The 12,185-nt window shown below is 46.2% G+C and carries 11 protein-coding genes; 7 read left to right on the forward strand and 4 right to left on the reverse strand.

All coding sequences use genetic code 11. The features are described 5' to 3' along the window. Positions 1 to 132 precede the first annotated feature (132 nt). On the forward strand, positions 133 to 1,452 hold the full coding sequence (locus AXI59_RS06975) for a CBS domain-containing protein (RefSeq protein WP_061523091.1): 1,320 nt from the start codon (positions 133 to 135) through the stop codon (positions 1,450 to 1,452). Positions 1,453 to 1,480: 28 nt separating this feature from the next. On the opposite strand, the gene AXI59_RS06980 is transcribed toward AXI59_RS06975, so the two are convergent. Then, positions 1,481 to 1,783 (reverse strand): YtpI family protein, encoded by a 303-nt coding sequence (locus AXI59_RS06980; protein ID WP_061523090.1) that lies wholly within the window; start codon positions 1,781 to 1,783, stop codon positions 1,481 to 1,483. A gap of 118 nt (positions 1,784 to 1,901) precedes the next feature. Here AXI59_RS06980 and AXI59_RS06985 point away from each other — a divergent pair, with 118 nt between their 5' ends. Further along, positions 1,902 to 2,843, forward strand: coding sequence for a DHH family phosphoesterase (locus AXI59_RS06985; protein ID WP_061523089.1), 942 nt, complete (start codon positions 1,902 to 1,904; stop codon positions 2,841 to 2,843). A 17-nt stretch (positions 2,844 to 2,860) separates the two neighbouring features. Here the strand turns inward: AXI59_RS06985 and AXI59_RS06990 are convergent, their stop codons facing one another. The 3 genes from AXI59_RS06990 to ytrH all read right to left on the reverse strand — a co-directional run bounded on the left by AXI59_RS06990 (position 2,861) and on the right by ytrH (position 3,996). Beyond that, positions 2,861 to 3,052: a YtzJ family protein gene (locus AXI59_RS06990; protein WP_061523088.1), complete on the reverse strand. Its 192-nt coding sequence runs from the start codon at positions 3,050 to 3,052 to the stop codon at positions 2,861 to 2,863. A 105-nt stretch (positions 3,053 to 3,157) separates the two neighbouring features. Further along, complete coding sequence (gene ytrI, locus AXI59_RS06995) at positions 3,158 to 3,661, reverse strand: sporulation membrane protein YtrI (protein ID WP_061523087.1); 504 nt, start codon at positions 3,659 to 3,661, stop codon at positions 3,158 to 3,160. Further along, complete coding sequence (gene ytrH / locus AXI59_RS07000) at positions 3,658 to 3,996, reverse strand: sporulation membrane protein YtrH (protein WP_061523086.1); 339 nt, start codon at positions 3,994 to 3,996, stop codon at positions 3,658 to 3,660. Before ytrH ends, ytrI begins: the two co-directional genes overlap by 4 nt. Positions 3,997 to 4,141: 145 nt before the next feature. On the opposite strand from ytrH, the gene dnaE reads away from it, so the two are divergent. From dnaE to pfkA, 5 genes are all read left to right on the forward strand, one after another. Continuing rightward, the gene (gene dnaE / locus AXI59_RS07005; protein WP_061523085.1) at positions 4,142 to 7,480 is read left to right on the forward strand and encodes a DNA polymerase III subunit alpha; all 3,339 of its coding nucleotides are present in this window, start codon (positions 4,142 to 4,144) and stop codon (positions 7,478 to 7,480) included. A 143-nt stretch (positions 7,481 to 7,623) separates the two neighbouring features. Then, positions 7,624 to 8,856: an NADP-dependent malic enzyme gene (gene ystJ, locus AXI59_RS07010; RefSeq protein ID WP_061523084.1), complete on the forward strand. Its 1,233-nt coding sequence runs from the start codon at positions 7,624 to 7,626 to the stop codon at positions 8,854 to 8,856. Between the two features lie 331 nt (positions 8,857 to 9,187). Beyond that, the gene (gene accD, locus AXI59_RS07015; protein WP_061523083.1) at positions 9,188 to 10,060 is read left to right on the forward strand and encodes an acetyl-CoA carboxylase, carboxyltransferase subunit beta; all 873 of its coding nucleotides are present in this window, start codon (positions 9,188 to 9,190) and stop codon (positions 10,058 to 10,060) included. Then, positions 10,045 to 11,022: an acetyl-CoA carboxylase carboxyl transferase subunit alpha gene (accA, locus tag AXI59_RS07020; RefSeq protein ID WP_061523082.1), complete on the forward strand. Its 978-nt coding sequence runs from the start codon at positions 10,045 to 10,047 to the stop codon at positions 11,020 to 11,022. The genes accD and accA overlap by 16 nt, the downstream gene beginning before the upstream one ends. 182 nt (positions 11,023 to 11,204) lie before the next feature. After that, complete coding sequence (gene pfkA, locus AXI59_RS07025; protein WP_061523081.1) at positions 11,205 to 12,164, forward strand: 6-phosphofructokinase; 960 nt, start codon at positions 11,205 to 11,207, stop codon at positions 12,162 to 12,164. Positions 12,165 to 12,185: the final 21 nt, after the last annotated feature.

Consider the following 12,185-nt stretch of genomic DNA (forward strand, 5'->3'; position numbering starts at 1 on the left):
TAAACTGACCTTCTGAATCAACGCATTCAGAAGGTTTTTTGGTGAGGCCGTCTTTTTTCGGACGCCTCATTGCGAATGAATCCCCCGTACCCTTATAATAAAAACAGAAGACTGTCCTTAGAGGTGAAAGGCTTGGCAACAAAGCATGAACAAATACTATCTTACATAGATTCGCTGCCTGTCGGTGAGAAAATTTCGGTCAGAAGAATTGCAAAAGAGATGAAAGTCAGTGAAGGAACGGCTTACAGAGCCATAAAGGAAGCCGAAAATAAAGGCTTTGTTTCCACGATTGAACGTGTGGGGACGATCCGCATTGAACAGAAGAAAAAAGAAAATATTGAAAAGCTGACATACGCAGAGGTTGTCAATGTAATAGACGGCCAGGTGCTCGGCGGACGGGCGGGCCTCCATAAAACATTAAATAAATTTGTGATCGGAGCGATGGAGCTTGACGCGATGATGCGCTATACGGCGGCGGGGAACCTATTAATTGTTGGAAATAGAATCAACGCCCACCGTCAAGCGCTTGAGGCAGGCGCGGCTGTATTGGTAACCGGCGGCTTTAACACCGATGACAGCATCATTCAGCTTGCCGATGAATTGGAGCTGCCGATTCTATCCACGAGCTATGATACCTTTACGGTTGCGGCGATGATAAACCGGGCAATCTATGACCAGCTGATTAAAAAAGAAATTGTGCTTGTGGAAGACATTTTGACGCCGGCAGAAAGAACGGTCACGCTCTCTCCTAAGGATAAGCTGGAAAAATGGTACGAAAAAAACTTTGAAACCGGCCACGGCCGCTTTCCGGTCATCGATCAGCATATGAAAATTCACGGGATTCTGACTTCAAAAGATATCGCCGGACATGACCGGTCTGTGCCGATTGAAAAAGTAATGACGAAAAATCCGGTCACAGTGATCGGAAAAACGTCGGTTGCCTCGGCGGCTCAAATGATGGTGTGGGAAGGAATCGAAGTGCTTCCGGTTACTGACGGGCATCACAGGCTGATCGGCATGATCAGCCGTCAGGATGTCTTAAAAGCGCTTCAAATGGTTCAAAAGCAGCCCCAGGTCGGGGAAAAGCTCGATGATATCGTTTCAAGAGGATTTAAAGATGAGGAAGATGATAAACAGACTCCGGCTGTCTATCAATATGAGGTAACGCCGCAAATGACCAATCAGCTTGGGACGATCTCTTACGGGGTGTTTACGACCATTTTAACGCAGGCCGCCAGCCGGTTTTTGCGCTCGCGCAAACGCGGAGAGCTGGTGATTGAAAGCATTACGATTTTCTTCTTAAAGCCCGTCCAGATGGAATCTGTCATTGAAGTAAAACCGCGCATTCTCGAAGCCGGCCGAAAGTTCGGAAAAATGGAAGTGGAAGTGTCAAGCCAAAGCGGCATCGTATCAAAAGCGATGCTGATGGTGCAGCTGATGGAGAGAAGTTAAGGGACGCTGTCAGGTCCCTTGGCCTTCATTACGCGTGGTCCCTCTCCGCTTCTTTTGCATGGATGGGTTCATAATGTTTATAGGCTTTATACCCAGCCCATGCGCTGCCTGCCCCTATTAAAATGAAGACGCCGCCGATGACGAGGGTTAAGACTGAATGAAATAAAATCATTTGGTTTATCCCGTACAGCAGCACCAGCGCGCCTAACGCCATACTAGATTTAGCCGAAAAACATTCCTTTTCCAGCGCCCGTTTTGTCCGAACGCCCTTTACTTTGTAATAGATGTAAAAGCAGGCAGAAAGCCCGATGAGAAAAACAAAAACCAGCATAAATGAAATCCTCCATTGTATGAGTTTACGAAACCGTTACACCTGTCTTGCCGAAAGATTTTCCTTTTCCGTAAGCAAAGAGTATGATTAAATGAATAAAAACAAAAAGGAGTAAAAGATGAAATCCGAACTGATCAGAACCATATCATTATATGACACCATTATCTTACATAGACATGTGAGGCCTGACCCAGACGCTTACGGATCACAGTGCGGCCTTACGGAAATCCTGCGGGAAACGTATCCTGAAAAAAATATTTTTGCCGTCGGACAGCCTGAGCCGTCCTTGTCTTTCTTATATTCCCTCGATGAGGTGGATGACGAAACATATAAAGATGCTCTTGTCATCGTATGTGACACCGCAAATCAAGGGCGTGTCGACGATCAGCGCTACCATTCCGGCGCAAAGCTCATGAAAATAGATCACCATCCAAATGAAGATCCGTATGGCGATCTTATATGGGTCGATACGAATGCAAGCTCCGTAAGCGAAATGATCTATGAACTGTACCTGGAAGGAAAGCAGCACGGCTGGAAACTGAACACGAAAGCAGCTGAGCTGATCTACGCGGGTATCGTCGGTGATACGGGACGCTTCTTATTCCCGAACACAACAAAAAAGACATTAAAATACGCGGGAGAGCTCATTGAGTTCCCATTTTCATCCTCGGAGCTATTTAATCAATTGTATGAAACAAAATTGAATGTGGTGAAGCTGAACGGCTTTATTTATCAAAATGTGTCATTGTCTGAAAACGGCGTTGCTTCCGTTTTCATTAAGAAAGACATACTGGAGACATATGGGACAACCGCTTCTGAAGCGTCGCAGCTTGTCGGAACGCTTGGAAATATTTCAGGTATTCGCGCATGGGTGTTTTTCGTAGAAGAAGACGATCAAATCAGAGTCCGGTTCCGCTCAAAAGGACCGGTCATTAATGGAATTGCCCGAAAATACAATGGCGGGGGGCATCCGCTCGCAGCCGGCGCGTCCATCTACAGCTGGGACGAAACCGAGCCGATTTTGGCTGATCTGGAAGAGTTATGTAACGAACACAAGTAGAGGGGAGACCCTCTTTCTTAGTGTTCATCTGTCAAGGGGATGAACCAGCAGCCGAATTCAGTCAGGTCTTCATAGACGCGGAGATTATAGATTTGGAGTTCTTTTTTTATGAGGGAAGCGAGTGTGTCTGTTTCTGCATATGCGGAATAGCCTTGTTTGATTCGGTCTGCGTGATCCTTTGCTAATCGTCGTTCACTAAAAACCTCCATTTTCCCTTCCTCCCTTCAGATTCATTGAAAATGTCTCACTTACAGTTTATAAAAAAGCGGAGAAAAAAGCGACAGATCTTTGGAAAATTTTTAAAAATGACATATTTACGTCGCAAAAGAAATATTAATTTCGACAGACAATCTCGTGTAAATCGTCAGTTCTTTCACCTCAGCTTTGTATTCCTTCTCATTTATGGTGTACACTTTGTTTTCAATCGTCCGTTTTAAAAGCTCCTTTGTTTTATACACACTTTCAATATCTTTTGTGATGACCTCAGAGATATTATCTTTTACATGCTCTTCGAATTTCATTTTGTCAGGCTGCGAAATTTTATATTTTTCGCCGTTAAGCAGTTTAATATCAACACTTTGGATCAGCAGCCTTTTTTTATTGTCTTCATTTAATTTATGAAGATCTTCCTGATAGATGGAAATCTGAGTCTTTAAATCTCGCATATGCTCCTGCTGTTTTTCGATTATCGTCACCTGCTCTTCCTGAAACGTTCCGTATGTAAACAGGAAAAACAGCCAGCTGACTGCGGCGCCGCACATCATCCCCGCAAAAAAACGCTGCCACCCCGGTTTTTTATAATACTCGGGAATTCTCATGAAATATTCTCCTGGGTCAGCCATGAAATAATCAGCCAGCCGGTTTGGGCGCCGCCCATGGCTGAGATGATCAAAAGAAGCTGTTTGAAAATGTCTCGCGTATTCCCTTCTAAAATTCCTCTTTCAAAGCTGTACACCGCGTCAAACGTCCCTCCGATGGCCGCAACGAGCGCCCAGATTTTCAGCCTGTTCGCCAGTTTCGTAATCGCTGTAAGCGGAGCCTCGCCTGATAAATAAGCGCCGACGCCGCCGATCAGCGCACCGCCGAACAAAACACCGAGCGCGATAAAATAACTATTAATGAAATTTGCCATAAAGCCCGCTTCCTGATCCATATTCACACCACCTCACCTTACTATCATATTGAAGGACACGGACAAGTATGATGATGAGTCAAAAAAGAACATTTGTTTCTTATGAAAACCCGTCTTATAATGTAGAAAGACAAAAATGAACGTATACGAGAAAGGGGTGGCGGCTTTGTCTTTTGTTCACCTGCAAGTACATAGCGGCTACAGTCTGTTAAACAGCGCCGCTTCTGTGAAAGAGCTTGTCAAAGAGGCCGGCGCGCTCGGGTATTCATCTTTGGCGCTGACTGACGAGAATGTCATGTACGGCGCCATTGAGTTTTATAAAGCGTGCAAGGCAAACGGAATCAAGCCGATTATCGGGCTGACGGCATCTATTTACACGGATGAATCCGAACTTGAAGCCTTCCCGCTTGTTCTTTTGGCGGCGACCAATGCCGGTTATCAAAACCTGCTGAAGATTTCAAGCGCGCTGCAATCCAAGTCAAAAGGCGGCATTAAACAAAAATGGATGAAAAGTTATCATGAGGGGCTGATCGCCATTACGCCCGGTGAAAAAGGGTATATTGAAACCTTGCTGCAAGCGGGGCAGTTTGAAAAAGCGGCTCAAACCGCTGAAGAATTCCGGGCGCTGTTTGGAGAAGGACGGTTTTACTTAGGGTACCAGCCGTTTAAAGACAATGAGACATTATCAGAAGATATTCTCCGGCTGTCCAGAGAAACGGAAATCGCTGTCTGCGCAACCGGGGATGTTCATTATATACGTAAAGAAGATCAAGATGCCTACCGCTGTCTTTGTGCCATTAAAGCCGGGGAAAAATGGGCCGATCTCAGCGGGGGGATGCCCGGCTTACATTTAAGATCGCCTGAGGAGATGAGGGAGCTTTACGCCGAGCATCCGGAAGCGCTGGAGGCATCAGCACATATCGCAAAGCAGTGCCATGTCGATGTCAGCCTCGGACAGACACGGCTTCCGTCATTTCCGGCGCCGAACGGAAAATCTGCGGATGATTATTTGGCGGACGTATGCTTTGAAGGGCTGCGCCGCCGTTTTGCATCCCCCGATGATCGCGCCGTCCGCCGGCTGGAATATGAGCTGGATGTCATCAGGCGGATGAGATTCAGCGATTACTTTCTCATCGTATGGGATTTTATGAAATACGCGCATGAGCAAGGAATCGTAACCGGGCCTGGGAGAGGGTCTGCGGCAGGCTCGCTTGTTGCTTACACCCTTTTCATTACAGATGTTGATCCGCTGAAACATTCTCTGCTGTTTGAGCGGTTTCTTAATCCTGAGCGAATCAGTATGCCGGATATTGATATTGATTTTCCCGATACAAGAAGGGATGAGGTCATCCAATATGTGCAAAAGAAATACGGCAGCATGCACGTGGCTCAGATTATTACCTTCGGAACACTTGCGGCAAAGGCTGCTTTAAGAGATACCGGGAGAGTCTTCGGAATCAGCCCGAAAGAAGCCGATCAGCTCGCCCGCCTGATTCCGTCAAAACCCGGCATGACGCTGGAGGAGGCAAGGCGACAGTCCGCACAGCTGAACCAGCGGCTTTCTGACTCCGGCGTCCTTGCCAAAATATTTCAAATCGCCAAGAAAATCGAAGGCCTTCCGAGGCATACGTCTACACATGCGGCAGGCGTCGTCCTCAGCCAAGAGCCCCTTTCTGAGATTGTTCCCCTTCAGGAAGGCCATGAAGGCGTATACTTAACGCAGTATGCGATGGATCATCTGGAGGATCTCGGCCTTTTAAAAATGGACTTTTTAGGCCTGCGTAATCTCACGCTGATCGAATCGATTAAAACGATGATTGAAAAAGAGACAAATACTAAAATAGATTTTTCTAGGATTTCCTATCAAGATGAAAAAACCTTCACATTGCTTTCAAAAGGCGATACGACAGGGATTTTTCAGCTTGAATCGTCAGGAATGAGGAGCGTGCTGAAGCGCCTTAAGCCAACAAGGCTTGAGGACATTGTTGCGGTTAATGCGCTGTACAGGCCGGGCCCGATGGAAAATATCCCGTTATTCATCGACCGGAAACACGGGCGGGCGCGTGTAGAGGTTCCGCATGAAGATGTAAGAAGCATCCTGGCTGAAACATACGGCGTCATTGTCTATCAGGAGCAGATTATGATGATCGCATCGCGCATGGCGGGTTTTTCTTTAGGCGAGGCGGACCTGCTCAGACGGGCCGTCAGCAAAAAGCAGAAGGACATTCTGGACAGGGAGCGAAGCCATTTTGTTGAAGGGTGCTTAAAAAAGGAGTATTCTGTAGTCACTGCAAACGAGGTCTACGATCTGATTGTGAAATTCGCAAACTACGGATTCAACAGAAGCCATGCTGTAGCATACAGCATGATCGGTTATCAGCTCGCGTATTTAAAGGCGCACTATCCTTTATATTTTATGTGCGGGCTTTTGACGAGCGTTATCGGCAATGAGGACAAAATATCGCAATATCTGTACGAAGCGAAGGGGAGCGGGATTGAAGTCCTTCCGCCGTCAGTGAACAGCAGCAGTTTTCCGTTCACGGTTGAAAACGGAGCCGTCAGATACAGCTTGCGCGCCATTAAAAACGTAGGTGTCTCGGCAGTGAAAGATATTTATAAAGCAAGAAAACATAAACCGTTCGAGGATCTTTTCGATTTCTGCTTTCGCTTACCTGCAAAAAGTGTAAATCGAAAAACCATCGAAGCCCTTATATTTTCTGGTGCCATGGACGAATTCAATCAAAACCGCGCGACCTTGCTTGCCTCCGTTGATGTGGCTTTAGAGCACGCCGAGCTTTTTCGTGCAGACGATGACCAGATGGGATTGTTTTTAGAAGAATCTTTTTCCATTAAGCCAAAATATGTAGAAGCCGAGGAATTTCCGCTTGTGGACATGCTTCGGTTTGAAAAAGAAGCCCTCGGCGTTTATTTCTCAAGCCATCCCTTGTCTGCCTTCAGGGACGGGCTGACGGTCCGGGGGGCGCTGCCGATAGCAGAAGCGCGGAAAATACCGAAGGGGCAGCTGTCCCTCGGCGCTTTGCTCGCCGGCATCAAAACGATTCGGACAAAGACAGGTCAGCATATGGCGTTTCTCACATTAAGCGACGAAACGGGAGAAATCGAAGCCATCGTGTTTCCTGACCAATTCAGAAGGCTGTCCCCGCTCTTAAAAGAAGGCGCGCTTTTATACGCGGTTGGAAAAATGGAGCAGCGGCAGGAAAAAACACAGTTCATCATTTCCGCGGCATCCATTCTGGAACAAACGGGAACTGACAAAGCGCCGTCTGTTTATATCAAAATAGAAGGCAGCCGCCACAATCAGGAACTTTTGGCAAAGATGAAGCGTATTTTACTGGAGCATAAAGGGGAAACTGGCGTGTATCTTTATTATGAGAAGCAGAAGCAGACGATCAAGCTGCCTGATTCTTTTCATATACAAGCTGACCATCAGGCGTTATACCGTTTAAAAGAGCTGTTGGGCCAGCAAAACGTCGTATTAAAATAGTGGTAACAACAATACTTTTGTTATACAATTGAAGCAATTGTGCTATCTTATTTAAAGATTCTGATATTTTTTCATCTCCAGAGATTGTACCAGTCTATGCAGCAGAATATGTAACAAAGTACTTAAAAGGAGTGTATTAAAGAATGTCATTAAGAGAAGAAGCGTTACATTTACACAAAGTCAACCAAGGAAAACTTGAATCAAAAGCAAAGGTTGAAGTAAGAAATGCGAAAGATTTAAGCCTTGCTTACTCTCCTGGTGTGGCTGAGCCGTGTAAAGAGATTTATGATGACAAAAACAAAGTATATGATTATACAATGAAGGGGAACATGGTAGCAGTCGTAACAGACGGATCAGCCGTTCTCGGACTCGGCAATATCGGGCCTGAAGCTTCACTGCCTGTCATGGAAGGGAAAGCGGTCCTTTTTAAAAGCTTCGCAGGAGTAGACGCCTTCCCGATCGCGCTTGATACAAATGATGTGGACAAAATAATCGACACGGTGAAGCTGCTTGCTCCGACATTCGGCGGCGTCAACCTTGAAGACATTGCGGCGCCGAACTGCTTTATCATCGAAGAACGTTTGAAAAAAGAAACAAATATTCCGGTCTTCCACGATGATCAGCACGGAACTGCCATTGTAACCGTTGCCGGGCTTGTAAACGCGCTGAAATTATCAGGAAAATCCATGTCGTCCATTAAAGTCGTGGCAAACGGAGCGGGAGCCGCAGGCATCGCGATCATAAAGCTTCTTTATCATTTCGGTGTTCGCGATATCGTGATGTGCGACTCAAAAGGAGCCATTTACGAAGGACGCCCTGCCGGCATGAACAGTGTGAAAAACGAAGTGGCGAAGTTTACAAACCAAGACCGCAAAGACGGTTCGCTTCAGGATGTCATTAAAGATGCAGACGTTTTTATCGGCGTTTCAGTTGAGGGCGCTTTAACGAAAGAAATGGTTGAAAGCATGGCGAAAGATCCGATCATTTTCGCAATGGCGAACCCGAATCCGGAGATCATGCCTGAAGACGCGCGCGCAGCCGGCGCAAGCGTAATCGGAACAGGCCGCTCCGATTTTCCGAATCAAGTAAACAATGTATTGGCATTCCCGGGAATTTTCCGCGGAGCGCTTGACGTTCGCGCGACTCATATTAACGAAGAGATGAAAATTGCAGCGGTTGAAGCCATTGCTTCCCTCGTTTCGGAGGAAGAATTAAGCGCGGATTATGTCATCCCGGCTCCTTTTGACAAACGTGTTGCGCCTGCTGTGGCAAAAGCTGTGGCAAAAGCGGCGATGGAAACAGGTGTGGCAAGAATCAGCGTTGATCCTGAAGAAGTCGCTGAAAAAACAAGACAGCTGACGGTCATCGGCGAATAGATAACAGATATATGAATGGCAGCGCGTTGGCAGAAAAACAACGCGCTGTTGTTTAATAAACGGACTGCTGACATTTTTTTAAGGGCAGGTCTTAAAAAAATTTCAGCAGTGTCCGTTATTTCTTTTGAAAACGCTGACAGATAAGGCTGAGCAACGTTTTTTACTGCTTTTTTAAAGCAGATATCCGCCTGTTTCAGAGCGAAAAATGTCGAATGGAGGATGACACCGTTTGACAAAAAAAGTACAATAGTTTCGGTAAAGTTATTATTAAGTCTATCTTAATCGGAAGACATGCAGTGAAGAGAACCCTTCACAAAAGGGAGGTAATCATTTGTTAAAGGATATATTCACAAAAAAGAAAAAATATGCTTCCGTGCCGTCTGAGCAGGCAAAACACGATGTTCCGGAAGGCATTATGACAAAGTGCCCCAAATGTAAAAAAATCATGCTCACAAAAGAGTTAGATAAAAATCTGCGCGTCTGCATGAATTGCGGATACCATTTCCCGATGAATGCAAAACAACGCATTGAAAGCCTCCTGGACGAAGATTCATTCGAGGAATTCAACCAGGGAATGATTTCTGAGAACCCGCTCGGTTTTCCGGGGTATTTAGAAAAAGTCGAAAAAGACCGTGAGAAAACATCCCTGAATGAAGCGGTTGTGACCGGAAAAGGGAACATCAACGGTTTCCCTGCCGTGATCGCCATTATGGATTCGACATTCCGCATGGGCAGCATGGGTTCGGTTGTCGGAGAAAAAATTACACTTGCGATTGAAAAAGCAAAAGAAGAAAAAGTCCCGTTTATCATCTTTACCGCTTCCGGCGGCGCACGCATGCAGGAAGGGGTCTTAAGCCTTATGCAGATGGCAAAGACAAGCTCTGCGTTAAAGCTGTTCAGTGAGGAGCAGGGCCTGATCATTTCAGTCATGACCCACCCGACGACCGGCGGGGTATCGGCGAGCTTCGCTTCTCTCGGCGATTATAATCTAGCTGAACCGGGTGCCTTGATCGGTTTTGCTGGAAGACGTATCATTGAACAGACGATCGGAGAAAAACTGCCGGAAGATTTCCAGACGGCGGAATTTTTATTAAAGCACGGCCAGCTTGATGCGGTAATTCATAGAAACGATATGAAAGAGAAACTCGGATTTCTGCTGGACATGCACCAAACAGGAGGTGAGCATGAGTGGCTGCAAGATTAGAATTTGAAAAACCGGTGGTTGAACTGCAAACAAAAATCGCCGAACTGAAAAAATTCACCCAAGATTCGGATATGGATTTAAGCGCTGAAATCGAAAGGCTTGAAGACCGGCTCAGCAAGCTTCAAGATGAAATTTATAAAAATCTGAAGCCGTGGGACAGAGTTCAAATCGCCCGGCTGCCTGACCGTCCGACGACGCTTGATTACATTCAATATCTGTTTACCGACTTTTTTGAATGCCACGGAGACAGAACGTACGGAGACGATGCGGCGATTGTCGGCGGAGTTGCCAAGTATCACGGCATGCCCGTAACCGTCATCGGCCACCAGCGCGGAAAAGACACGAAAGAAAACCTTGTCCGCAATTTCGGGATGCCTCATCCTGAAGGCTACCGCAAAGCGCTTCGCCTCATGAAACAAGCCGATAAGTTTAACCGGCCGATCATCTGCTTTATTGATACGAAGGGAGCATATCCTGGTAAAGCGGCTGAGGAGCGCGGGCAAAGCGAAGCAATCGCCAAAAACCTGTTCGAAATGGCCGGCCTGACAGTGCCTGTCATCTGTATCGTAATCGGAGAAGGCGGAAGCGGAGGCGCGCTGGCTCTTGGTGTGGGCAACCGCATGTTTATGCTGGAAAACTCAACCTATTCGGTTATTTCTCCGGAAGGAGCGGCATCAATTTTATGGAAAGATTCAAGCCTTGCCAAAAAAGCGGCGGAAACCATGAAGATCACTGCGCCTGACTTATTAGAATTAGGTATTATAGATCATATGATTAAAGAAGTAAAAGGCGGAGCTCACCATGATGTTAAGCAGCAGGCGGGCTATATTGACGAAACTCTGAAACAATCGTTAAAATCTCTTATCAAACTGAGCGCGGAAGAATTGATCAGCCAGCGCTATGAAAAATATAAAGCGATTGGGAAAGTTTCGGTTGAGGATCATTATATCGGGGTAAACTAAATAGACGTGAAGCCTATGGCTCACGTTTATTTTTTGTGATATTTCCTTAAATTTTATTTAAAAACAATTTATTTAATTGTATAATAGGTAAGGTTTCATGGGAGCTCAGGCGTCCCTTTTCATTGTTTTAGGGCAATGATCATGATATGTTTAACATATATATGTTCTGAGGTGAATAGGAAATGAAGCGTATAGGAGTTTTAACGAGCGGCGGGGATTCCCCGGGGATGAACGCAGCAGTGCGTGCGGTCGTGCGGAAGGCTATCTACCACAATGTAGAGGTTTACGGCATTTATAACGGTTATGCTGGATTAATCAGCGGAAAAATAGAAAAACTGGAGCTTGGCTCGGTTGGTGACATCATTCACCGCGGCGGAACAAAGCTGTACACAGCCAGATGTCCTGAATTCAAAACAGTTGAAGGCCGTGAAAAAGGAATAGAAAATTTAAAGAAACTCGGCATTGAGGGGCTTGTGGTCATTGGCGGCGACGGTTCTTACATGGGAGCGAAAAAATTAACGGAACACGGGTTTCCGTGTGTAGGTGTACCGGGTACGATAGATAATGACATCCCGGGAACAGATTTTACGATCGGGTTCGATACGGCGTTAAATACTGTCATCGACGCGATTGATAAAATCCGTGACACAGCTACGTCGCATGAACGTACATATGTCATTGAAGTGATGGGGCGCCATGCGGGTGACATTGCTTTATGGGCAGGGCTTGCCGGCGGAGCGGAATCGATTTTAATTCCTGAAGCGGACTATGATATGCACGAAATTATCGCCCGCTTAAAAAGAGGGCATGACCGCGGAAAGAAACACAGTATCATTATCGTTGCAGAAGGAGTAGGCAGCGGAGTTGAGTTCGGAAAACGCATCGAAGAAGAAACAAACCTTGAAACGCGGGTATCTGTTTTAGGGCACATCCAGCGCGGCGGATCTCCAAGCGCTTCTGACCGTGTTCTTGCAAGCCGCCTGGGCGCTTACGCAGTTGAACTTCTGCTCGAAGGAAAAGGCGGGCGCTGCGTAGGTATACAAAACAACAAGCTTGTAGACCATGATATTATAGAAATTTTGGAGACAAGACATACTATTGAACCAAACATGTATCAGCTTTCAAAGGAACTGTCTATATAAAAGCTGAAGATTTTAGAAGGA

Source organism: Bacillus nakamurai (assembly GCF_001584325.1).
Taxonomy (GTDB): Bacteria; Bacillota; Bacilli; order Bacillales; family Bacillaceae; genus Bacillus; species Bacillus nakamurai.